The organism is Chitinophaga sp. (assembly GCF_036569185.1).
Taxonomy (GTDB): domain Bacteria; phylum Bacteroidota; class Bacteroidia; order Chitinophagales; family Chitinophagaceae; genus Chitinophaga.
The window spans coordinates 1-24129 of the sequence record NZ_DATCRD010000254.1 but is presented as its reverse complement, the minus strand read 5'-3'; the positions used below and the strand labels follow the sequence as shown (position 1 = coordinate 24129).

General features: G+C 48.5%; 24 protein-coding genes. 11 read left to right on the top strand and 13 right to left on the bottom strand.

Annotation, left to right across the window (positions count from 1 at the left end):
- Positions 1-747 (bottom strand): exodeoxyribonuclease VII large subunit (locus VIM72_RS19040; RefSeq protein ID WP_332004409.1); only part of this gene is annotated, 747 nt, incomplete at its 3' end.
- A 95-nt stretch (positions 748-842) separates the two neighbouring features.
- Between VIM72_RS19040 and VIM72_RS19035 the strand changes: the two genes are divergently transcribed.
- The 5 genes from VIM72_RS19035 to VIM72_RS19015 all read left to right on the top strand — a co-directional run bounded on the left by VIM72_RS19035 (position 843) and on the right by VIM72_RS19015 (position 9397).
- The gene (locus tag VIM72_RS19035) at positions 843-1430 is read left to right on the top strand and encodes an RNA polymerase sigma factor (RefSeq protein ID WP_332004408.1); all 588 of its coding nucleotides are present in this window, start codon (positions 843-845) and stop codon (positions 1428-1430) included.
- Positions 1431-1532: 102 nt separating this feature from the next.
- Positions 1533-2696 (top strand): FecR family protein, encoded by a 1164-nt coding sequence (locus tag VIM72_RS19030; protein ID WP_332004407.1) that lies wholly within the window; start codon positions 1533-1535, stop codon positions 2694-2696.
- Positions 2697-2972: 276 nt separating this feature from the next.
- Positions 2973-6524 (top strand): SusC/RagA family TonB-linked outer membrane protein, encoded by a 3552-nt coding sequence (locus VIM72_RS19025; RefSeq protein WP_332004406.1) that lies wholly within the window; start codon positions 2973-2975, stop codon positions 6522-6524.
- A 10-nt stretch (positions 6525-6534) separates the two neighbouring features.
- Positions 6535-7884 (top strand): RagB/SusD family nutrient uptake outer membrane protein, encoded by a 1350-nt coding sequence (locus VIM72_RS19020; RefSeq protein WP_332004405.1) that lies wholly within the window; start codon positions 6535-6537, stop codon positions 7882-7884.
- Positions 7885-7894: 10 nt separating this feature from the next.
- Positions 7895-9397, top strand: coding sequence for a TlpA disulfide reductase family protein (locus VIM72_RS19015; protein WP_332004404.1), 1503 nt, complete (start codon positions 7895-7897; stop codon positions 9395-9397).
- Between the two features lie 110 nt (positions 9398-9507).
- Here VIM72_RS19015 and VIM72_RS19010 read toward each other — a convergent pair whose 3' ends face one another.
- Genes VIM72_RS19010 through lgt form a run of 3 tightly spaced genes read right to left on the bottom strand, consistent with a single transcriptional unit; the run spans position 9508 to position 12147 of the window.
- Positions 9508-10362: a DUF4846 domain-containing protein gene (locus tag VIM72_RS19010; RefSeq protein ID WP_332004403.1), complete on the bottom strand. Its 855-nt coding sequence runs from the start codon at positions 10360-10362 to the stop codon at positions 9508-9510.
- 47 nt (positions 10363-10409) lie between these two features.
- Positions 10410-11348, bottom strand: coding sequence for a GTP-binding protein (locus tag VIM72_RS19005; protein ID WP_332004402.1), 939 nt, complete (start codon positions 11346-11348; stop codon positions 10410-10412).
- A complete protein-coding gene (gene lgt, locus VIM72_RS19000; protein WP_332004401.1) occupies positions 11335-12147 on the bottom strand; it encodes a prolipoprotein diacylglyceryl transferase in 813 nt (270 codons plus the stop codon). The genes VIM72_RS19005 and lgt overlap by 14 nt, the downstream gene beginning before the upstream one ends.
- 111 nt (positions 12148-12258) lie before the next feature.
- Between lgt and VIM72_RS18995 the strand changes: the two genes are divergently transcribed.
- The 4 genes from VIM72_RS18995 to VIM72_RS18980 all read left to right on the top strand — a co-directional run bounded on the left by VIM72_RS18995 (position 12259) and on the right by VIM72_RS18980 (position 15097).
- The gene (locus VIM72_RS18995; RefSeq protein WP_332004400.1) at positions 12259-13059 is read left to right on the top strand and encodes an MBL fold metallo-hydrolase; all 801 of its coding nucleotides are present in this window, start codon (positions 12259-12261) and stop codon (positions 13057-13059) included.
- Positions 13060-13169: 110 nt separating this feature from the next.
- A complete protein-coding gene (locus VIM72_RS18990; protein WP_332004399.1) occupies positions 13170-13631 on the top strand; it encodes a PA2169 family four-helix-bundle protein in 462 nt (153 codons plus the stop codon).
- Positions 13632-13737: 106 nt separating this feature from the next.
- Entirely contained in the window at positions 13738-14346 is a 609-nt protein-coding gene (locus VIM72_RS18985; RefSeq protein WP_332004398.1) for a Crp/Fnr family transcriptional regulator, read from the top strand.
- 61 nt (positions 14347-14407) lie between these two features.
- Positions 14408-15097: an alpha/beta hydrolase gene (locus tag VIM72_RS18980; protein WP_332004397.1), complete on the top strand. Its 690-nt coding sequence runs from the start codon at positions 14408-14410 to the stop codon at positions 15095-15097.
- Here the strand turns inward: VIM72_RS18980 and VIM72_RS18975 are convergent.
- Positions 15094-15960: a DUF4349 domain-containing protein gene (locus VIM72_RS18975; RefSeq protein WP_332004396.1), complete on the bottom strand. Its 867-nt coding sequence runs from the start codon at positions 15958-15960 to the stop codon at positions 15094-15096. The two genes, VIM72_RS18980 and VIM72_RS18975, sit on opposite strands and share 4 nt — an antisense overlap.
- A gap of 116 nt (positions 15961-16076) precedes the next feature.
- On the opposite strand from VIM72_RS18975, the gene VIM72_RS18970 reads away from it, so the two are divergent.
- Positions 16077-16487, top strand: a complete 411-nt coding sequence (locus VIM72_RS18970; RefSeq protein WP_332004395.1) for a helix-turn-helix transcriptional regulator — start codon at positions 16077-16079, stop codon at positions 16485-16487.
- Here the strand turns inward: VIM72_RS18970 and VIM72_RS18965 are convergent.
- From VIM72_RS18965 to VIM72_RS18945, 5 genes are all read right to left on the bottom strand, one after another.
- Positions 16455-16940: a hypothetical protein gene (locus VIM72_RS18965; protein WP_332004394.1), complete on the bottom strand. Its 486-nt coding sequence runs from the start codon at positions 16938-16940 to the stop codon at positions 16455-16457. The genes VIM72_RS18970 and VIM72_RS18965 overlap by 33 nt on opposite strands.
- Before the next feature lie 218 nt (positions 16941-17158).
- Positions 17159-17968, bottom strand: a complete 810-nt coding sequence (locus tag VIM72_RS18960; protein WP_332004393.1) for a hypothetical protein — start codon at positions 17966-17968, stop codon at positions 17159-17161.
- Positions 17969-18064: 96 nt separating this feature from the next.
- Complete coding sequence (locus VIM72_RS18955; RefSeq protein WP_332004392.1) at positions 18065-19150, bottom strand: Gfo/Idh/MocA family oxidoreductase; 1086 nt, start codon at positions 19148-19150, stop codon at positions 18065-18067.
- Positions 19151-19216: 66 nt separating this feature from the next.
- On the bottom strand, positions 19217-19675 hold the full coding sequence (locus VIM72_RS18950) for a YhcH/YjgK/YiaL family protein (protein WP_332004391.1): 459 nt from the start codon (positions 19673-19675) through the stop codon (positions 19217-19219).
- Between the two features lie 62 nt (positions 19676-19737).
- Complete coding sequence (locus VIM72_RS18945; RefSeq protein WP_332004390.1) at positions 19738-20415, bottom strand: GDSL-type esterase/lipase family protein; 678 nt, start codon at positions 20413-20415, stop codon at positions 19738-19740.
- A 62-nt stretch (positions 20416-20477) separates the two neighbouring features.
- Here VIM72_RS18945 and VIM72_RS18940 point away from each other — a divergent pair, with 62 nt between their 5' ends.
- Positions 20478-20885, top strand: a complete 408-nt coding sequence (locus tag VIM72_RS18940; RefSeq protein ID WP_332004389.1) for a YrdB family protein — start codon at positions 20478-20480, stop codon at positions 20883-20885.
- Here the strand turns inward: VIM72_RS18940 and VIM72_RS18935 are convergent.
- The 3 genes from VIM72_RS18935 to VIM72_RS18925 all read right to left on the bottom strand — a co-directional run bounded on the left by VIM72_RS18935 (position 20882) and on the right by VIM72_RS18925 (position 23960).
- Positions 20882-21865 (bottom strand): ABC transporter ATP-binding protein, encoded by a 984-nt coding sequence (locus VIM72_RS18935; RefSeq protein ID WP_332004388.1) that lies wholly within the window; start codon positions 21863-21865, stop codon positions 20882-20884. The two genes, VIM72_RS18940 and VIM72_RS18935, sit on opposite strands and share 4 nt — an antisense overlap.
- A gap of 523 nt (positions 21866-22388) precedes the next feature.
- On the bottom strand, positions 22389-23462 hold the full coding sequence (locus tag VIM72_RS18930; protein ID WP_332004387.1) for a dipeptidase: 1074 nt from the start codon (positions 23460-23462) through the stop codon (positions 22389-22391).
- A gap of 27 nt (positions 23463-23489) precedes the next feature.
- Positions 23490-23960, bottom strand: a complete 471-nt coding sequence (locus VIM72_RS18925; protein WP_332004386.1) for a RidA family protein — start codon at positions 23958-23960, stop codon at positions 23490-23492.
- Positions 23961-24129 lie beyond the last annotated feature (169 nt).

Here is a 24129-nt window from a genome sequence, read left to right as displayed (position 1 = left end):
GCCCAGGATAAAGGTATCAAAGATCAGGAAATCAGTTTGCGCGCCTCCCCCGCGGATAATCACTACGGCATCATAGGGCACCTGTCGCTGGTAAATATCTATCAGCCGTTGCTGTACCAGCTCCGCCTTCGTTTCTCCCTGCACTACGGTGAAATAATTATCGATCTTAAACGTATACCCGAAATGGTTATGTTCCAGCGTATGCCGGAAATCCTGGTAACCGGCGGAATTGCCGGAAGTGATCACCGCCAGCCGCTGGATCACCCCGGGCAGCGGCAACTGGTTGTTGCGGGTAATGTAACGGTCGCCCGTCTTCCGTATAAAATCCGCGCATTCAGTGGTGAGCCGCAGCAATGTTTGTTGCTTCTGCTGTTCCAGCAGCCCCACTGTAAAACTGGTATCTATATCCAGCAATGTGATCTGTAATCCGTGCACCTGGTGATACCCTACAGCCACCTTCACCAGCACGTGAATATCATTTTTAAACTGCTGCCCGGTAACAAATTCAAATTCCTTTATCCGGATAGCGCCGTTCCCCCATGCCACCGCCGAAACTTTAGCTACAATACCACCTGCATTCGCCTCTTTTTCCACCAGGTCAAAATAATGATATCCCTTCTGCTGGTAGTAGGAGTGATTGGTTACATCTGCCACCACCCAATAGGTTTGTTCTGCAAACACCTGTTGAAGCGCCTGCTGGATTTTCCCGGTAAGAGCAGATAGTTTTATGAAAGATGAATCGGTCATGGTAATGAGTAAAGATAAGTAAAACGTTTATTATGCTTTTTTGCTACTTTTAGCCGGTAATCAACCAATCACTGTGGATAGTAGCATTTTTCAGGATGTCCAGTAATTCAGACAACGAACGGGAACTGCTCCGGCTGGTGGCCGCCGGGGATGAATATGCGTACCGGGTTTTATTCGACCGGTATTCGGACAGGATGTACATGAATACGCTGCACTTTACCAAATCGGCAGAACTGGCGCAGGACCTCACGCAGGAGATCTTTATCCGCATATGGATGAACCGGGCGAAACTCCCGGAGGTAGACCGCTTTGACGCCTGGCTGTTTACAGTGGCCAGGAATGTGATCCGCAATGAGTTAAAGAAAAAAGTATTGCCGGTAGAAAACGCGGAGTTTCTGCAGGCCTATTTCAGGGACAATAATTTAACGCCGCAGGAACGGATAGAATATAAGGAGCTGGAAACAGCTGTTCACCAGGCCATTGAAAATTTACCTCCACAAATGCAAACGGTGTTCCTGTTGAGCCGGCGGGATGGATTAACGCATGAAGAGATTGCCCGTCGCATGAATATCTCCGTTGTTTCTTCCAAAACCTATATGGTCCGCTGCCTGCTGGCCATCCGCAGGCACCTGGGTAAAAATGCCGGCCAACTGGGCATTTTGGTCTTTTTCCTCTACCGTTAAAAAATATTTTCTTCCTGACGTCTTACCCCCGCTTATCTGATTGTCTTTACCTGGAACTGCCTCCCGGCGGCAGGCACTATTATCATTTTAACAACGCATCATATGTTGCCATCCGAATTTCAACACCTGGTAGAAAAATTCCTGGACGATAGCATTACCCCGGAGGAGCTGCAGCTTTTCCGGCAATGGGTGCTGGAAGAAAGAGCCGTAGAGATGCAGGAAGCCGCGATAGAAGCGGCGTTGCAAAAAAATAATTATCCCGGCGAGATGCCGGAGGATAAGCAGGTGATGTTCTCCTATATACTGGAAGAAGCGAACCGGCGCACCGCCGCGCCTTCCGTTGCCAAAACAGTCAATATGCGCAGGTGGTGGGCCGCCGCCGCTGTTTTATTATTGCTGGGCGCAGGCTTCTATTTCCTTGCCCGCCCTAAGTCCCCGGCGCCGGTGGCACAGCGTCCCAATAACATCATCCAACCCGGCAGGGAAGGCGCTGTACTTACCCTGGCGGATGGCTCGCAGGTGGTGCTCGACAGCCTGAAAAACGGGATCATTACCCAACAGGGAAATACGGCTGTAAGGCTCCGGAACGGGCAGCTGTTATACAACAGCGGTAATGGCGCTTCTTCGTCCTCCCTCGCCTATAATACGGTAGCTACGCCCAGGGGCCGCCAGTTCCGGGTGATACTGCCGGATGGTACCGCCGTTTGGCTCAATGCAGCCTCCTCGCTCCGGTACCCGGTTGCTTTTCCCGAAGGGGAAAGAACAGTAACAGTTACGGGAGAAGCCTACTTTGAAGTAGCCGCTGATGCCAGCAAACCGTTTACCGTGAAAACTGATAACGGTACTGTCATCAAAGTATTGGGCACCAGCTTTAACGTAAACGCCTATACGGATGAATCAGCGTTGCGGGCTACCCTTTTACAGGGAAAGATCCTGGTAAAAACCGCTACCGATAACCAGGTATTATTACCGGGACAGCAGGCAGTAGTAGGCCAGTCCATTACAGTAGACGCACATGCGAATACCGGTCAGGCCATTGCCTGGAAGAACGGCATCTTCAATTTCCAGCAAGCCCCGCTGGAAGTGGTGATGCGGCAAATTTCCCGTTGGTACGATGTAGAGGTAGTATACGAAAAAAATATCCCGGCCATTACTTTCGGCGGGGAAATGGGAAGAGACCTTGAACTAAAAGACGTACTGCAGTTCCTGGAGGAATCAGGTGTACATTTTAAATTATCAGGAAGAAAACTGACTGTCATGCCATAATTATTAATCAACCAGATCATCTGCCACAAAAAAACCGGAAGCGGTTCGAAGCACTTCCGGTCAGAGATTGGCTTAACTGAGAAAACAAGTCACGCAAGACTCCTTATTCATCAACTAAACCATTGCAAAGCTATGCAATTAAATGCTCTTTGTAACCGGTCCGGGAAAGGTATGCAAAGCCCGCATGCCCCCGGGGCTCCAGCTGTGTACAGCTGCCGGTTGTCAGCTAAAATCAGAGGATCGCATTACCGAACGGCGATCCCAATACTAAAAGTCATGAAACTAACCATGCTTCTTCTCACAGCTGCATTCCTGCATGTAACAGCGGGCAGCTATGCACAACAGATCACCTTTTCGGGGAAAAATGTACCCCTTGAAAAAGCATTTTCCGCGATCAGGGAACAAACGGGGTACCTGGTGGTGTACAATGCCGACCTGCTGAAAACTGCCAGGAAAGTTACGGTAAACGCGCAGAACATGCAGCTGGAAGCATTCCTGGAGCTTACGTTCAGGGAACAACCGCTGAAATACGTCATCCGCAACAATACGATCCTTGTAACAGGAAAACCCCGCCCGGTGCAACCGCTCAATGGCGGGCAAACCGGTTTTGCGGCTGCACAGCTGGCCCATTTAAGAGGCACCGTGGTCAATGAAAAGGGGGAGCCGCTGCCCGGTGTCACCATCCTCTTGAAAGGCAGTACCCGGGGCACTGTTACAGACGACGGCGGCGCATTCCTGCTCAGCGGCGATGTGGAAGAAGGCGCTGTACTGGTGGTAAAGATGATCGGTTATACCCCACAGGAAATCTCCGTAAATGGGCGCAGCGATATCCGTATTGCCCTTCAGGCAGATGTACGGAACCTGGAAAATGTGACGGTTTCCACCGGGTACAAAAAGATCCCCAAATACCAGCTCACCGGCGCGGCTTCCGTAATTACGCAAAAGGAATACGATCAGCGTGTAGCCGTTACCGGTAACTTCCTGGAAAGCCTGGAAGGAAAAATACCTGGTTTGGTGTACAACAGCCAGTCGGGGGAATTGTCTATCCGCGGCGTTTCTACTTTCGATGCAGTAAAAAAACCACTGATAGTGGTGGATGGTTTCCCTACGGAAATCGACCTTAACAATATCAACCCTATCGATATCGTTTCCATTTCCGTATTGCGGGATGCCGCGGCTGCAGCCATTTACGGCGTACGCGCCTCCAACGGTGTGATTGTGGTAGAAACCAAACGCGGAAAATCCGGTAAAGCAAAATTCAGTTTGCGCGCCACTACCGCGCTGCAGCAGTCGCCCGACTTTGGCTACCTGAAGCTTGCAGGTGCAAAGGAATTTGTAAACCTGCAGGAAGCGCAATTCAGGCGCAGCAACCCGGATGAAAGCTCCTATACCTCCTATGGCCGGCCTATGAGCCCTGCCACAGCCATTCTTTTTGACGAGCAGAAAAAACGTATTACCCCGGAGGTAGCACGGCAAAAGCTGGATTCACTGGGCAGCTACGACAATACGCAGGAATATAAAGACCTTTATTTCCGCAACCGCCAGGCTACCAACCTTAACCTGGATGTAAGCGGGGGAAGCGAAAAAAGTACTTACCTCCTGGGCATAAATTATATTGCGGAACAACCTGTGAATATAGGTTCCAGGAACAACCAGCTGATCCTGAATTTTGCCAATACCTATCAGTTTTCCAACCGGCTGAAAATGGATTTCCGCGGCGTGTACTCACATGCTGAATCTGAACAGGGCACTACTGCTCCCATCAATGATTTTTATCCCTACGAGAAACTGGCCGACGCCAACGGTACCCCGCTGGCGGTAGCGCAGGGAACCAACAGGGACTATCTCAATTATGGCGTTAGCCGTGAACGCAACAACCGGCTCATGGCGCTTGGTTTATATGACCAGCTGTATTATCCCTACCGCGAGCTTACTGCCAATACCACCAGCATCAACACGAATGCATTCCGTGTACAGGCCCGCCTGGAAGGAAAGCTCACCGACTGGATGTCGGCCGAAGTGGGCGGCAATTACGAAAGGCAGCAAGGGTTGCAGGACAACCTCCGGAGTGAACAATCCTACCTGGTACGCCGGCTGTTAAACCTCAAAGCCAGCAAGGATCCCAACGGGAAACCAGTGTTTATTGACATCCCCCAGGGTAATATTCTCCGGAGAACAGATCAGAAAGCGGTGAACTACACCCTGCGCGCGCAGCTGAATTTTGATAAACGCTCGGCCAACGGCCGTCATGAAATGTCGGGCATCCTGGGTATGGAACAGCGGAAAACGACTAACGACACTTATCTTAACAGTTATTTCGGGTACGATGGGCAATCGCTGATCAGCAGGCCTGCTAACCTGCAACGCGCCAGCCTGTACACCAACCCCGCGTTTCCAGACGTATCCCAGTTCGGCGGTGGCATTACACTGAAGGAATATGTAAATGAAACCAGCTCCGACCGGCGCTTTCTTTCCTATTATGCACAAGGCACCTATATCTACAACAGTAAATATATTGTTACCGGCAGTTACCGCATCGACCAGTCAAACCTGTTTGGTGTGGATCCCAAATACAAGTACCGCCCCTTATGGTCGGCAGGCGCTGCATGGCGACTGCACATGGAAGATTTCCTGAAAGACAAAACCTGGATCAGTGAGCTGAAGCTGAATGCCACTACGGGTTTCAATGGTAACGTACCGGTGAGCAACAATGGCCCTTTCCTCATCCTCGCTTCGCAACTGAACAACGTGTTTGAAGTGTCCCAACCATCTTTTTATGTGATGACACCGGAGAACCAATCGCTCCGCTGGGAAACCACCCGCACCTATAACCTGCGCCTGGACTATGGCTTCTTCAACAACCACCTGTTTGGCTCCGTGGATTATTACTACAAGAGAACCGGGGATGTGTTCGGGCAATACGATGCAGATCCTACCAGCGGCTTTAACCAGTACAACGCCAATACGGCTACTATCCGGAACAGCGGCGTAGACCTGCTGATCTCCTCCGTGAATGTACAGAATCGCCGGTTCGAATGGCGTACCAGTCTTACCGCATCGCTGAACAATAATAAAGTACTGGCGGTAAAACCCAGCGAATACGATAATTCAGAATATATCACCAGCAGCCGTATTAACCGGCAGGGCTATCCCATGGATGCGTTATTCAGTTATAATTACGGCGGACTGACAAACATGGGCAAACCCTTTGTATATGATGCCAAAGGTGGCCGGCATATCCTGGATTTTTACGGCAATGCAGTAGTGGATGTAGCATTTGATGACCTGGTTTATAACGGTACTACCACGCCCAAATATGTACTGGGCCTGAATAACCAGTTCACTGTAGGCGCGTTTGATGTTTCATTTCTTTTTATGTACTACGGGGGCCATGTGATGCGGGTGGAACAACCGAATCCTGTGAACATCACCACCTACAGCACCTCCCTGCTGGAAGGCTCCTCCAATTACTGGAAAAAGGCCGGTGATGAGCTTTACACCAATATTCCCGGGTTTACACCCGGCAGGGCGCAGGACCCTTTCTATTTCTCTTCGTATGCCCGTTACGGTTACCAGTATGCATCGCAGTTTGTGCGCAAAGCAGATTATATCCGCCTGCGCGACCTCATCATTACCTATAACCCGAAGTTTGATTTTCTAAAACGGATGGGGCTTAATCAAACGCAGATCCGGTTACAAGGCCAGAACCTGTTCTGCTATACATTCAGCGGAAATGATATTGACCCGGAAGCGATAGACCGTACCAGCGGCGTGCGAACGCTGCCACAACGGCCGCTTTACAGCATTTCCCTTTTTACTAACTTCTAATCATTCATCTATGAGATCAATCAATATTGCCTTTGTCCTTTTGCTTGCCATTACCGGTTTCTCCGGTTGTGATAAGTTCCTGGAAGTAAAGCCAAAGGGGATCGTGATCCCGGAAAAGCTGAGCGATTACCAGCTGATGCTGAACTCCAGGCAACTGACGCTTACCTTTCCGCCGGCGCTGTTGTATTGTACCGACGACTATTACGAGGAATTTGACGACCTGAGCACCGTGCCTGCAGCCAATGCTTACTACTGGCGGCCGGGTATCGACCAGAACGAAAAAGAAAACCCCGCTGCATGGGGCGATCTGTATAACAGTATTTACAATGCCAATGTGATCATCAATAATGTAATGGCCACTACGGATGGCACACCGGCGGCCCGCGCCTCCACACTCGCAGAAGCCCTGGTGATCCGCGCAGATTGCTACTTTATGCTACTGACGCTGTTCGCAAAAGCATATAACCCGGCCACCGCCGCCAACGACCCAGGTTTGCCACTGGTGCACAGCACCAATGTAACAGATAAAGCGCCGCCACGGTCTTCTGTGCAAACAACACTGGATACCATCGTTACCAATGTAACCGATGCCATTGCTGCATTGCCGCTCACCAACCTCAACAAATACCGGCCTACGAAATATGCTGCGTATAGTTTGCTGTCAAGGGTGTATCTCTATATGCAGGATTATGCCAACACGAAAAAGTATACCGACCTGGCGCTAACCGCACCGCACAACATGATCAACTTCAATGATTATGAAGATGCATATGCCTTTCCTCCAACTGATATGAACCCGCAGGTGCTCTGGCAACGCGCCTCGTCAGATTATACCATTCCTTCTATGATGGGCATGCAGCATGGATTGAGCACTTTATACCAACCCGGTGATCTGCGGCTGACCTACCTCGCCTACTCCTTTGATAATCTTCCCGATGATTATTACTATTCTGCCGAAAACGGCTATTCCAATTTCGGTACCACCTTCCAGGAAATGTACCTGACAAAAGCTGAGGTACTTGCGCGTGATAACCAGGTGGAAGCTGCCATGAACGTGGTAAATGAGCTGCGGAAATACCGGTTCGAACCAGGCGCCTATATCCCGCTCACTGCCACCGGCAAAGAAGACGCCCTGAAGAAAGTGCTGGAAGAACGCAGACGGGAACTGGCCTTCCGCGGGGTACGCTGGATGGACATGAAGCGCCTGGATCGCGAAGGGCGCATGCCATTGGTAGAACGCAGGGTGAACAGCACCGGCGCCTTAAAAGGTACGCTGGAACCAGGCAGTAAAAAATATGTTTTCCAGATCCCTGCCCGCGTACAGCAATTTAATCCAGACATGCAATTAAATGACCGTTAATCACTACTATATGAAAAGTATTATTCTTACCCTGATACCCTGCACACTGCTGTTCGCAACAGCAGGTGCGCAACAAACAACCCTTTCCGGCAAATTGAATGGCAATGATATTACCACGCCGCTGCACCTGAAAAATATGACCGGCGCCGACCTGCTGATCCCTGTAAACGGGGACGGCACCTTCAACAGCAAAGTAAACTTACCGGCAAAAGGATTCTACTCTCTGACAGGCGTTGGACAGCTGTACCTGGAACCAGGCTACCAGCTTGAAATTGCACTGGGACCGGATAGCAGCTACCGCTTCAGCGGCAAAGGCAGCATGGAGAATAATGCCACTTCAGACGCACGAAAGGCATTATCCAAATATGTACAAACTTCGCCTGAGCGGATACTTGGACAGGAAGCGCTGTATACTCCTGTACCGGTATTTATCAGCAAGATGGAGGCTTTTGTGAAAGATGGACAACACTCGTTTGATCAATCATCCAGCGCATTTTTCCGGGAAATGGCCGGCAAGGACCTGTCTTATTACGCCAAATATGTACTGGCTGATTACAGCCTGTTTTACGGAACAGACCTGCAGAAACAGGAAGCCTTCTATAAAATGATGGAAACCGGCAACAGGATGGATACCGCCTTCCAGCGCCGCCTGTCGGAAGCCGGCAGGGCTATGCGGGTGAAAAGGCTCGACAGCACAGAACGTAAACTGCTGGATAATATCACCATGAACAACTGGGATAAGAATGATGCGGTATTGTTCCAACAGTCCGCCTGGTACAGGGAAGTGCTGGAGCACTATCTTTCTACTGTACGGTACACAAAGTACAGGCATTTGTTTGAAGCATCTGTGAAAGATGATAACATACGGACCCTGATGGACCTGTATATTTCCAAAGGTGAAATCACGGACCCTTTTATGTCGGAATATTACACCTATACCGGCACACAGAGCGCGCTGAAAATGCTGAAGGATAAACGTGTGCGCGATAGTTTGTACAAAGATTACATTGCGGGCGCAAAAAATCCCGCACACCTGAAAGAGATCCAGGGCATTTACAGGAATGCCAATACTTATGGCGACAATTCCCCTGCGCCCGATTTTTCTTATGAAGATGTGAGTGGTAAAAAAGTTTCCCTGAAAGATTTACGCGGGAAATATGTTTATATAGATGTATGGGCCACCTGGTGCGGGCCCTGCAAAATGGAAATTCCCCATTTATCGAAGATAGAAGCGCTGTACGACCATAAAAAGATCCAGTTTGTGAGCTTATCGGTCGATAAAAAAGCAGATAAACAAAAGTGGAAGGATTTTGTACAGAAAGGAAACCTGAAAGGCATACAGTTACTTGCTGATAAGGATTTCCAGTCGGATTTTATCCAGAAGTTCAATATTAACGCCATTCCACGGTTTATACTGATTGCGCCGGATGGCAAAATTGTGAGCGCTGATGCGCTGCGGCCTTCCAATCCTGAATTGAAAGCATTACTGGATAAATTATTAACGGAAGGATAAAAGGAAAAGGGTATATAAATGAAGGCGCTGAGCATCGCTTAAATAGCCGCCGGCACCATTTAGTATCCGAACAAAGCGGGTGTATCAAAGTATGATACACCCGCTTTTGATTATGGGAACCTTGACAGCTCCCCCGCATCAAACACCCACTCCGGTGTTAACAGCTTACCTGTAAACCCCGCACTATACCAGGGCGAAGCGCCCGCCGGGTTCTTCAACACATGAATGCTCTGCGCAGGCATATAACTCTGCGCCAGTAAGAACATTCTTTCACCGGCCGCATTCTCTGCCACATCCATTACAATCACCGCATGCCCCGGGGCGCCTCCTTTTATAAAAACATTCCCTGGCAGTATTTTACGTGTATCCTTTACCGGTAGTAACTCCTTGCTGAGCGATAGCGTACCCGCCCAGGAAAAAACAGTTTCCAGATAATCACTGAAGCAATTCTGCCCGCTGCAGGGCCCCGCTTTCCGCACCTTTACCAAACGGTTTTGTTTCAGTACAAACCGGTCTCCTTTCATCCAGCTGGAATAATCCATGAGGGTGCCGTCGGTGGCATGAAAAGCGATCTTGTCAAACTGCCGGCTGTTGTACAGGTACTCAGCATACAGTCGGATCACAGCGTCGGCGCATTGCTGGAGATCTTTGTTGCCGGTGGAAATATCCAGCACAGCATATTGCGCCTGCTGGTTGTTTTTTAATTGCCCGTTATAAAGATATACCCTGTTATCCCTTTTCAGTGGCATAGACCGTAGCCAGGCGCCAAAACTACCGGCGGGTTGCGGCAATCGTGTAAACCCCGGCGGCAGCGGAAGGGCGCCTACCACCGCAGGCGGATATGCTCCCGTTTCTATACGGGCGGCAGCCATCACCACTGCTCCATACCGCCACGCATATACGAAACAGCCTGATAAAGTAAGGATACCTACCATTAATACGGTTAACTTCCGGGCGTTCATCATAACAACAGGTTTCAGGGTAGATGCTCTTTCCGGAATTTTCCATAAAACTATTTTTTCAGCGCCGGGGAAAGTATCCGCTGGATGGTAGCTGTTTTTAATTCCCGCCCAATAAATACCAGTGCAGATGCAGGCGTGGCGGCGCCCCACTCTCCTGCCGGTTGTATGTGCAGGTATTTCCCGGTAGACTGTACCAGCATTCTTTCCTGGCTATCCTTCACACGGATGAATCCTTTGATGCGGTATAGCTGGTCGGGGTACGCATTGAAATGAAAGTCCAGCACAAACACCAGCATGTTCAGGTCAAACGCATCGGGCGATTCAAACAACACCGTATTCACCTTATGCGGATGCTTCACCGGGGCCACCGCTGCAGCAGCCGATAGCGGTTTCTCAGGGAATTGTATTGTTTTCAGTGCTACGGCGCCATCCTCTGAGGTAGTGATGAATGCCAGCGGGTTCATTTGCTCCAGCTGCCGGGAAAGATAAATTAGCTGCGGTATATCCAGGTGTTTTATTTTATTGATGATGATCACATCGGCGCAAGACAACTGCTTAGCCGCTTCAGGCGCCTGTTGCAATCTTTCAAAAATATTTTCCGCATCCACAACGCAAATAGTGCTCACCAATGTATAATGCCGCTGCACCTCCGGCATCAGCAACATCCCGATGATGTTGCCCACATCGGCTATCCCGGTGGTTTCAATAAACACCTGTTCCGGGCGATCCTCTTTTTGCAGGATGGCGCCTAATACTTCCAGCAGATCGTTATCCAGCGAACAACAGATACAGCCGCTGGTCAGTTCATACAACTGGTCTATTTTTTCCGTAATGAGGCTGGCGTCGATATTCACTTTCCCGAATTCATTTTCAATAACAATGTTATTGTGCCCTGCAAATTGCTGCAGCAGGCTGTTTAGCACGGTTGTTTTACCCGCGCCCAGGAAGCCTGTTAAAATATATACTTTAACCCGTTCATCTCTCTCCATATTTTCTCTTATAAAAATTTAAAAAATAAATACCCAGTATAATCATCGGGATACTAAGCAGCTGTCCCATGTTCAGCAGGCGCCCGCTTTCAAAAGCCACCTGGTTTTCCTTCACAAATTCAATCAGGAAACGGGCGCTGAACACACCCGTAAGCAGCCAGCCAAATAATTTGCCCGGCTCCGGATGCTTATGGTACAGGCGCCACAGCAATACAAATATGATGATATAGCACAATGCCTCATACAGCTGTGCCGGGTGGCGGGGCAGCATATCCACCCTTGTAAATACCACGGCCCATGGCAGGTTGGTGGGCTTGCCAATGATTTCCGCATTAAAGAAGTTACCGGTACGGATAAAGGCGCCTGCCAGCGGCACTACCAGCGCCAGGCGGTCCAGCAGCCACATCAGCGGTACCCGGAAACGGTAACTGAAAAGTGCAGCGGCGATTACAATACCTATGGCGCCGCCGTGACTGGCCAGTCCCTGGTAGCCCGTGAAAGTGATCTGACCATCTGAAAAGGTAAATGGCAGGATCATCTCCCAAAAATGTACTTTATAATAAGCCCAGTCGTAAAACAAACAATGCCCCAGGCGCGCGCCTGCCAAAGTGCCGGCTATGATGTACACCAACAGGCGGTCCAGCATTTCCCCGGGCCGCCCTTCCAGCCGGAATACATACAGCAACACCATGTACGAGGCTGCAAAAGCCAGCATAAAGCCCAAACTGTAGTAGCGCAGCGCAAAACCGCCAATGCGGAAAATTTCCGGGGAAATGCCCCAATGCAAAAAGAGTATCACAAGCAGGTTTCTTAAACTATACAAACATAATAAAAAAAACAATTTGCAACATAGTTGCATTTACAAATACCGGCCGCTGCAAATCTCATCCTGAAATTTTACCTTTGCCACATGTCGCTATTTATCACATCATTGAATTCGGGAAGTAACGGGAATTGTTATTACATAGGCAACGACAGCGAAGCCGTGCTGGTAGATGCGGGCATCTCCTGCAGGGAAACGGAAAAGCGGATGGCCCGCCTGGGACTTTCCATGAATAAGGTAAAAGCGATATTCATTTCACACGAACATATCGATCATATCAGGGGCGTACCCGTACTGGCAAAAAAATACCGCCTGCCGGTGTATATTACCAATGCTACCATGGTACATGGCGGTCTTACGCTGGAGCAGCAACTGGTCATGTCATTTACCCCATATGAACCGGTACAGGTTGGCGCCTTATCTGTAACTGCTTTTCCAAAACACCACGATGCTTCCGAGCCACATAGTTTTATTGTAGCCGGCAACGCGGTCACCATAGGCGTGTTTACCGATATCGGCGCGCCCTGTGAACATGTGATCCGTCATTTTCAGCAATGCCATGCCGCTTTCCTGGAAGCCAATTACGATGAGGAAATGCTCGATAAAGGCAGGTACCCCTACTACCTGAAAAAACGCATCCGCGGCGGGAAAGGGCATTTATCCAATGCACAGGCCCTGGAAATATTTACTACGCACCGGCCGCCGTTTATGAGCCATCTCCTGCTCTCCCATCTTTCCCGCGATAATAACAGTCCTGCGCTGGTACAGGAACTTTTTGACCAGCACGCTAATGGTACGCACATCGTGGTAGCCTCCCGCTTTGCGGAAACAGCCGTTTACCGCATTTCCGTTCAGCATACCCGCGAAGTTCTGCCACAGAATGATTAAGCGCTTCTACACCTGTTAACCGTTTAATACAGTTATTTCCTTGTCAATGATACAATTAGGTTACTGGCATGTTTTATGGCCGGTACATGGTACATCTAAAAAAAATTACCATGGAAAATATCACAGCAAGTGCCACTAATGAAGTATTGAATGACCTCATCGCGATCAACAACGACCGTATTGCAGGTTATGAAAAAGCATTAAAGGAATTACAGGAAGACAACAGTGATCTGAGGCCGCTTTTTACCGATATGATTGCAGAAAGCCACCAGCTTAGAAATGTCCTCGGTAATGAAGTACAGGCCAACGGTGGAACAATGGAGCCCGGTACTACCGCCAGCGGTAAAGTGTACCGCGCCTGGATGGATGTAAAAGCGGTTTTCACGGGGCATGACCGCAAAGCAGTGCTCTCCAATTGCGAAGCAGGAGAAGATGCCGCACAAAGGGCTTATAAAGACGCTATAGAACATGAAGCGCTTCCGGCTTACATCAGGGAATTACTGACACAGCAAAAAGCGGAACTGAAACGTTCACACGATAAGATAAAAGCATTACGGGACCAGGCTAAGTAAAGCAGATAGTATATTCATCAGGTGCAGCAGGAACGTTCCTGCTGCATTTTTATTGGGCGTATAAAATAAATACGAATCATTATCTTGCGGGCAAATAATTGCCGACATGGATCATGTATTGCCCGCCTGGTATGATCGTCTCATGAAAAAATACCCGGTAGTAACCCAGGCAGAATGGCAGTTACTCGATAGTATTGCCACTGTAAAACACATAAAAAAAGGAGATGCTTTTCTCAGGTATGGTAAAGTTGCCCGGTATTCCGCTTTTGTGATCTCCGGTATGTTTAAATTTTCTATACTGGATGAGGAGGGAAATGAAAAAATAGTGAAGTTCGGCTTCGCCGATGATTTCCTGGCCAACTGTGAAAGCTATAACAGGAAAGCGCCTTCCGCCATTAGTATTGTTGCCGTTGAAGACGCAGTGATACTGAGAATAAATATTAAAAAGCTGCAGCCCCTGTACGATCTGCATATGAACCTGCTGCATGTAAACCTGCAGCTGTACCAGGAACTGCTGGAACAACAATCCGAGCACCAGTATATCCTTTCTTTAAAAACGCCGTTGCAGCGTTACCGGTTCCTGCTGGAAAGACGCCCCGCCATCATACAGAAAATATCGCTCACCAATATTGCACGCTACCTGTACACCAGCCGGGAAGCCCTCAGCAGGGCGCGTTTATACCTCCTGGATCAAAGCCGTAACTTTTGTGACTGAGATCACAGCCCCTCAATTTTGTGCGTAATAGTTTTGTATCAAAAAAGATATGAAGCAAAGCATGATCCTATTGCACGGGCTCTTTGGCGGACTTAGTAACTGGGAAGGCGTTGTGGCACATTTTCAACCGCATTATGATATTCATATTCCATCCCTTCCCATCTATGAGGCGCATTCCGGCGACCGGCTTGAGTACCTCACCAACTTTCTTGATCAATACATCCGCAATGCCGGATTGCAACAGGTGATCCTGGTAGGCAACTCACTGGGCGGGCATGTGGCTATCCTGTATACCCACCGCTATCCTTCGCAGGTAGCCAGGTTGATCCTTACCGGCAGTTCCGGTCTTTATGAAAATACCAGTATGGGTAGTTATCCTAAGCGGGGCAATTATGCCTATATACGGGAGCGGGTGGCCTATACTTTTTATGACCCTGTTATAGCTACAGATGCGTTGGTGGCAGAGGTATTCCAGACAACCACAGATGCCCGGAAATGCTATGCTATTGTAAAGATGGCAAAATCTGCCAACCGTAATTATGTGGCAGCATTACTACCGGAGATACCAGTGAAAACATTATTGATCTGGGGTACGGAAGATAAAATCACTCCGCCGGATGTAGCCCGGGAATTCCGGCGTCATTTACCACATGCCACATTGGTGATGATAGATCAATGTGGCCATGCGCCTATGATGGAACGTCCGGCGGAGTTTAACCGGTTACTGGAAGCGTTTCTCAGCGAAGCTTAGCTTTTACGCCATAATAGTTTGCGGTAGCCCACCCAGGCCACTATACCCGCCAGCACAAAGGGCCACAGCTGGATAAAGAAAAGCAGGATATTGCGGAAAATTTCTGCGCCGCCACGCAGCGCTACCAGCAGCTCTGTGCCAAAGCCTGCGCGGGTGAGCCGCTCAGGGTTAACGATCACCTGCTCATCGGTCACCTGCGGCTGGAACAGTTGCACAGTGAAGGTGGAGTAAGCCACATCGTCCAGTATCGCAAGGTTATTCATCTGCCGGTCAATAGCGGCTTCGCCCTTCTGGTCTTTGTATTCCACCACATCCAGGGTGGAGCCTTTCTTTGCGGGCGTTACTTTGCTCAGCTGCACTTCCTGCTGCTCCTGCCGCTCGTTCTTCATTGCATTGGCCAGGTATTTCAGGGTCATGTCCTGGTCTTTCACCACGCGGTGATCAATAAATTTTGCATTAGCGGTGAGATCATACACTACAGAATCAAGATGCGCTACCGGCACTTTCAGCGTGAGGTTGGCAACAGGCGTGTAAAGCTGTACCTCCTTTACAGAATCAGCTGAGTAGGGCACGTTAAAATGCTGCACCTCCTCATTCTGTAAATTACTTTCCACTACAATACCACCGAGGCGCGTAACCAGTTGCTCCATGCGGGAAGTAGCCGCAAACACATTGCTGACGCGGCATCGCACGTCGGCTGATTTTACTCTTTTGCGGGAAGCGGAATGAAGATCGGTAATGTCGTTGGAGAAAGAGGTGGAGTCCGCAGTGGCTGCATAGTCCCTCATTTCTTTGTTCATGCCTCCCTGGCAGGCACACAGGGCCAGCAGGGGAATACCCAGGTAATAGAGTGAAAGACGCATAACAGGAGAATTTAACCTTTATACAGGCAACATGGAAAAGGTAACCTTTAGGAAATGTTAAAGTCGTTGTTACATGATAATATCATTTAGTATCTTTAGGTAAGATATAAAACGTCATGCCCGTTCTTCCAAAAAAATACCAGACCAGGAAAGCAGCCATCACCGCAGATTTTATTGCGGCGGTGAATGAACATATAGACCAGGTGATGGATGGCCGCATCGACCAGATGTATCATATCCAGGATTTTGCGCGGCAATTGTACATTCACCCGGTACACCTGAGCAATACCATTAAGTTGCACACCGGTCATGCGCCCTGTTATTTTTTTGAGATGAGATTAATGGAAGAAGCCAGGAAGCTGTTGCTGGATCAAACGCTTACCATCTCGGATATTGCTGCGAAACTAACTTTCGACAATTCCAATTTCACCAAATTTTTCAAACGCTTTGAAGGGGTTACTCCTTCCCAATACAGGTTGCAGCATGCGGCTTCCTCAGAGGTAACGCTGCAGGTAAATGGGCTTTAGGAAATAATAATTATTCAGGGGCTTGTTATCGAACAGGTCACCGTCGTCAAAATAAAATCCATTGGTAAACTCCGTTTTTGAGTTGAGCTGAATTTTACCAGTGCTATGCTCCACAATAAAATACACCGGGATAATCACATAGTACTTCCCGCTTTTGCCGGTAAATTTATTCCATTTGATATCCAGTTCTTCCAGCCTGAAGATACGTGGTTTCAGGTTACCTGCCACATTGGTAGAGCAATCCAGTTTGGTGATAGCGCCATGATCTATTTCCGCTTTCACGGAGAAAGCAAGACTGGTAGTGCCGCTTTTCATGGGCACCAGCGCAGAGTCCATAAACCGGCTTAGTTGCTGATATGTATCGCTGAAAGATGTAACCTGGGCTTTGGAGCTGATACCGGAATAAAGGATACCTATGTTGAGGAAAATGATATAGAAACAGTTAAATCTCATAATACCAGTTTTTCATCAGAAATAACGTTCACGCCTATCCTGTTTTAACTATATAGTTAAGTTACGATTTCTTCCGCCTAAAAAGATCGCAGGGGTATAAAAAACTCAAGGTAATTGAAAGGCATATGGTTGCATATAGCGGGGAAATATTATTTAAACGGGAAATGAGGTTCGCCTTTCTCCCGGCGGTGGTATCCGGGAGAAAGACGATCCTGTTTTTACACGGCCGCGGGTTGCGGTACCATTGCTCTCTTTTTCTTACGGTGCAGGTAATGTGCAACTCCTATCTCTGCGCAGGGTATGGCGAAAATAAGCAGGAAGGTGATCAGTACGCCTTTCTGCATTCCTTTCAGGAAATGATCCACCTGGATCAGGGCAATGTTTACAAACAGTCCTCCATTTATGATAGCCGTAATTTTTGTTTCCATCAGGTCTGCGCTCACCGCTTCCTGTAGTCCTATCTTCTCCGAAAGCATTTTACGGATATACTTTTTGATTACAAAGGCAATACCTGCGCCTTTGGTAGTACGCAGCATAAAGGCGGCCAGCTTGCCCTGTACGCCCTGCTTTGCCGCCTGCTGCTCCAACGTACTGCCGTATACGTTATAGATCAGCACAGAAGCGGTATCAATCAGCTGGTTGCTGCTGAGGGCCGATATTTCTGTAAGTGAGCCATCCTTCCGGCGGAACAGGGATTCTACCGCAGCAGTGGCCTGGTCATCAAATACTGCCGGCACATGTTTCGCATATACGCCGGCATGTTCTTTTACATCTTTCCTGACACTATTAAAAAATCCCCATTTAAATGCAAAGAAAGCTGCCAGCAGCGGCAACACTGCAAACCAGCAATACGCAACGAAACGCAGGATTTTACCGGAACGGGGCACCAGTATAAATTTCCGCAGTAAGATCACTAATACTACAGCGATAACAAAAACAATAAAGCCGGTCAGGAAGGCTTCCCACATAAACTTTCCGGGATTGGTAAATTCCCCGATGAGGCTAAAGTAGTTAACAATGGATTTCATGGCGGTTAATTTTGAGTGCGCAAGATACTGGAAAACCTGTATAAAAGAAAAGGTGTAGCAGATGCTGCCACACCTTTTCTTTTATTAAAACATCTTTTAGAACTTAATCGCCCTGCCGGTACGCACAGATTCCCGTGCGGCGGCCAGGATCCGCACTACAATTACGTTATTGGCCGGTGCATACAACCCGTATGCCGGCATATTCACCTTACCATTCAGCACATCTATCAGGTAGCGGAACGGATCTTCATAAACCGGTATATCCGTTGCCGTTATACGGCGCGTTACAGCCGGCGTCCGTTCATTGTTACGTTGCACCAGGGTATTTTTATCGGCGGCAATGAGATAGCCTTTATCCCCGTATACTTCCATATCTTTACGGCTGAAGCTCCAATTCCACGAGGCCTGTATGGTGCATTGCACATCCCCGTAATCAACCAGGATGGTGGCATCGTCTTCTACTTTAGGATATACCTGCGGCTTAAAGTGACGGGCTACTGCGGTAACGGATACGGGTAAACGGTTTTTCATCAGGGCTGTCATAAGGTTGGCGCCATAGCAGCCAAAATCCATGAGCGCGCCGCCACCGTTCAGCACCGGGTCCGTAAGCCAGTTCAGGAATTCCGGGCCGCAGCCAATTTCCCTGGGCCCCTGGTGGCCATCATTTACCGTTACCTTTCTTATTTTCCCGGCGTAGCTGCTGTCTTCCAGGAGCTGGAATGTTTTTGCCACGGAAGGATACCAGCTGGTTTCATAATCTGTAAGCAGTTGTACCTTATTTTTCCGGGCCAGCGATTCCATGTATTCCGCATCGGCTACGGTGGTAGCCAACGGTTTCTCTACCATAATATGGATATGCCTTGGCGCTGCCGCCTCCACTACTTCGCGGTGGGCTTTAATGGAGCCGAATGCCAGTACTGCAGCGGGCTTTACCGCGTCCAGCATTTTACCCAGATCGGTGTAAAAAATATTTTCCGGGAGATGATATTGCCGGGCCCTTAATTTTGCTACGGCGGTATCCGGCTCGTAGATGCCCACAATCTGTATGTCGCCTTTATCAGGGCGACCAAGAATAAAAGCCGCATGCCCATGCGATACACCGGCAACGGCTACACGCAGTGGCTGGGCTATGATGCAGCCAAAAACATGCATCAGCAGGAAAGTAAAAAAAACAGAACGCATTCCTAAAACTAGGAAATATATGCTGTTTTTAATAACGAAATGATGGACGGTAAATTTGGGAAGATATTATAAATCCACCGCTATTTTAATCACTACTTTTTTTACCGGCATAGGCGTACTCACTTTGATATTGGGCATATGCAGGTCGGTAGGAAAGAAAATGGCAAACATCCCCTTTTCCAACCGGGAGAAGAACATGGGATGCTCTGCAAACAGCTGGTAGTCGGCTGTTTCATCGTATGCTTTGGAAGGCGTCTGTTCGCCCAGGAAATCGTGGCCTATCAGTTCCGAACCAGACACCATATACTGGATATCGATGTACTTCTTATGCGCTTCCATTTGTTCGGTAGAGGCGTCTACAGTATCGTATTCATTAACGATAGCGAAGATATTAGTCCCGTCTATTTCATACTTGCCTTTCTCCAGGCTTACCAGGTCAGTTTGCGCCAGGTACTCAAAAGCCTTGATAAATTTAACGCCGAGGCGGTAGTAAAGATGGGCGTTCTGCAGTGTATCCAGTATCATGTGTTATATAAAGGTATTAATCAGGTGGCAAGATACTTTTTTTTCATATACCCGGCCCCGTTTTACTTTTCTGCCTGTCTCTTTAACAACAGCGGCTGCACCGCTTTTTCCCATATGGCGTATCCATCTTTATTCATGTGCAGCATATCCTGTACAAATAGCTCCCGGCGCGGCTTTCCTGCTTTATCAAGCATCAGGGAGAAAATATCAACATATCGTATATTTTTTTCCCTGGAGATATAATCTCTGATAAGTGCATTCGCCTGCTTCGCTTTTCCGAAGAACTTTTCCCTGGAAGGACTTGGTTTCATGGAAATATACACTATCGGCACTTCCGGCAGCTTACTCCTGATGGTAGTGTACAGTATTTTAAACCGTTGCAATAAAGTATCTGCAGTAGCCGCTTCATTTGTCAGGTCATTTTCACCTACATAGATCACAATCTGGCGGGGATGATAGGGGAAAATAATATCGTTGGCAAAATAGGTAATGTCGTTGGTTTCTGCGCCGCCTATTCCCCTGTTCAATACTACATACCGGCTAAAATTACGCTCCAGGTCGTCCCACTTCCTGATAGATGAACTGCCCACAAACAGTATCGGATGTTCAGGGGCTGCATACATCTTATCAAATTCCCTGATGGTATTAACGTCTTTGGAGAAACGTAGCGGCGACTGGCCAAAGAGGGAACCGGTTATATTCAGCAACACAAAACATACAACAGTGAGGTATTTTTTCATAACAGCTAAATTTTTCAACCGCTTAAGATAAAAGAAATATTTATTTTGGAACAAACAATTACATGAACACGCATCCTATAAACTTAACCATCCGTTTCCTGCTGGAAATACTAATGCTGGTGATACTTGGCTACCGCGGAGCGCACATGGGAGAAGGTTGGCTTTCTTATACACTGGCAGTAGCATTTCCACTTATTGCCGCGGTGCTGTGGGGCGTATTCCGCATCCCTAACGACCCGAAGCCTGCGCCGGTGGCTATTCCCGGGGTTGCGCGACTGCTACTCGAACTCTTCCTGTTTGGCGCAGCAGTGTGGTCGTTACTATCATTGGGCCATCTGCGCGCCAGCATTGTGCTGGCGTTGGTGGTGGTAATACATTACGCCGTGTCGTGGGACAGAACAGGGGCTATGCTGCAAAACAAGCCCTATAACGGGTTTACAGGAAAAAAGATCATGGGAATAAAACCTTAGAAATACCATACGGTTTCCGGCGCTACGCTTACGTTCACAACAGCGCCTTTTTTAAGGCGGGTATCCGTGGTTCTGATGGTCACCACTTCGGCGCCCAGCGCTACTTCAGCTTCAAGAAAACTGCCGTAGTAGGCAATATCACGGATCTGCCCGGGCACTGCATCTTTTTTAGTGCGTACAATCCTGAAATCTTCCGGTCTTATAAAAACAGGCTTGCCATTCAGCACAATACCAGGCAATCCTTCCAGTACAGCGGCTTTTCCGGGAGGGAGCAGGTTATATTTTCCAAACAGTCCTGCCACATATTCATTTACCGGTTGGTTATAGATCTGCTGTGGCGATCCCTGCTGTACAATTTCCCCGTCTTTCATCACCAGTATTTCATCTGCCCAGGGCAAAATATCCATGGGATCATGGGAGATCAGCATCACGGTAATACCCAGCTTCTCCCCTATATCGCTGATCACATTTTTCAGGATGCTTTTATGGATCATATCCAGGTTGGAGTAAGGCTCATCCAGTAAAAACAGCCTGGGAGAGGATATCAGCAGCCGGGCCATGGCAATGCGTTGCTTTTCACCGCCAGACAGCTGGTCTGTTTTTCTTTTCAGGAGATGGGAGATCCGGCAAATGTTGTAGATCTCCGCTGCGTCTTCATCGGTGAGTTTATTGGCATAGGACAGAATTTCTTCTACCCGGTAATTATTTCTCAGTTCAAAATGCTGGGAGAGATAAGCAGTACCCGGATGCCCTGGTATCAATACTTCCAGCGCGCCCTTTACACGCTTGCCTTCAAACATCACGGTGCCGCTGTCTGCCTGGGCCATGCCGCCCACAATTTTCATCAGCGTGCTTTTGCCTGAGCCGGTTTCACCTGCTATTACTATTTTCTGAAACGCCTGTTGGGTAAAGCTGACATTCTTTAAAATATAAGCGCCGTGCAGTTCCTTGCTGATGTTTGATACTTCGAGAAAATTCATTCGCGCAAATTAATAAAAATAGCGGAGATCGCCTTCGGCGATGGAAATTGTCCTGGTACGGGATTACGCTGATTATACTGATTTTTTTGATTTGATTACATTGGATTTTTAAAGGATTCAGGGAGATGGAAGCAAAGATAACAGTGGAGTTTGTCTGACTCAGAATTATGATGATTATGCTGATTAATAGCGGAGATCGCCTTCGGCGCTGTAAATTGTCTTGGTACAGGATTACGCTGATTATACTGATTTTTTTGATTTGATTACATTGGATTTTTAAAGGATTCAGGGAGATGAAAGCAAAGATAACAGCGGAGTGTGTCTGACTCAGAATTATGATGATTATGCTGATTATATCCTGGATTTTACAGTATTAAAAAAATACAGGGAGATAAAAGCAGGTTGTTCGCTTCTATCCCCTGGAATCTCAAAAAAATCCAATGTAATCAAATCAAAAAAATCAGTATAATCAGCGTAATCCCGTACCAAGACAATTTACAGCGCCGAAGGCGCCCACTTCGCTTTAACCGCGCCAGGCATTCCGCAGAAAGCGGAGCCAGTTGCCATGCATTACATTATCGACATCGGTAGCGCTGTAACCTCTTTTGCTCAGGAGAGCGGGCAGCTGCTGCATGTCGGCAATAGTTTCCAGGTCGTAAGGGCATTGCTCTTTGCCGAATGCCCCATCCAGGTCGGTGCCGATGCCCACATGCAGGGAGTTGCCGGCGATCTGGCAGATATGATCCATATGATCGATCATTTTTTCCAGGTTACAGCCCATGCTACGGGGATCAGACTGACCCCGTACCCAGCCCGGTACCATCATCCAGGCGTCGAGGGCGCCGCCGATAACGGCCCCTTTCTGAATGAGGGCTTTAATCATCTCATCGCTGAACTGGCGGTTGTGGTTCACCAGCGCGCGGCAATTCTTGTGGCTGGCCCAGACATGTCCCTGAAAAGCATCGAGGGCGTCCCAGAACGCATCGTCGCAGAGATGGGTGGCATCGAGGATCATGTGAAGCCGTTCTATTTCCCGGATCAGTTGTTTCCCCTGTTCATTCAGGTGGCCGGTGGCATCGGTTCCGTTGGCGTAGCGGCCAGGCCCGTAGTGGGCGGGGCCTATAGCCCGCAATCCGTTATTATAGGCACGTTCCAGGTATTCCAGGTTCACGATGGAATCAGCTCCTTCCAGGCTGAGTATATAACCGATGGGCTTTTTATCGTTGGGAGCACCGTTGTTCCATAGCTGCAGGTGCTGTTCCAGGCCTTGCAGGTCTTTGATCATCACCATTTCACCGGCATCTTCCATGGCTTTATACCAGGCCAGCTGCCCCTGTGTCTGCGCCCAGGCCTGTTCCGGCGAATGCCAGCCCGGCAGCGGGTTATCCGGCGCCACATAGCGGCCGATCTGTGTGGCTACTACCAACCCTATATTTCCCTTCCGCAGTTCAGGGAAAGCCACCACGCCTTTGGCGCGGTCGGGTTTATCATTCATGCCCGCTTCCCTGGCGCGGATGGCAGTTACCGGCTGCTGCAGGTCCCTGTTCCATTCCAGCGCATTCATACTCAGATCAAGATGTGCATCTATTATAAACATAATTCTATCCTTCTTAGGTGGGACTGGTTAGTAGAGTTCAAACAAGGCTTCTATTTCCACAGGTATATTGTCGGGCAGAGAACCAAAGCCCACAGCGCTTCTCACGCCTATGCCGTTTTCTTCTCCCCATATAGCGGCAAACAGTTCGCTGCAACCATTTATTACATATGGATGCCGTTCAAAGTCGGGTGTGCAGTTTACCATTCCAAGTACCTTGATCACCCTTTTCACTTTATCCAGGCTGCCCACATTCGTTTTGATGGTAGACAGCATAGTTAATCCCACTTGTCTTGCAGCCAGCTTTCCCTGTTCTATGTCCAGCGCATCGCCTATCCTGCCGATGATCAGGGATCTATCATTCTGCACAGGACCATGACCGGAGAGATACAGGTATTTGCCATCAATAAGGCAAGGCTTGTAAACGCCCAATGGCGATGGGGCAGGTGGCAGTTCCAGTCCGAGGGCCGCTAATTTCTCTTCTGCGTGATTATTTTCCATGGTTGCTGTTTTAATACGCCCATAAAGATATCACTTCCTCCTTTGAAAAAAGGCTTAATCTTCCATCACCTGGCACCGGAATCCATTTTCATTTACTAACATCATTATTTTCCCGGGATGAAAATTATCTCCTTCCACTCTTAATACTTTATCACAATCTTCGAGGTCA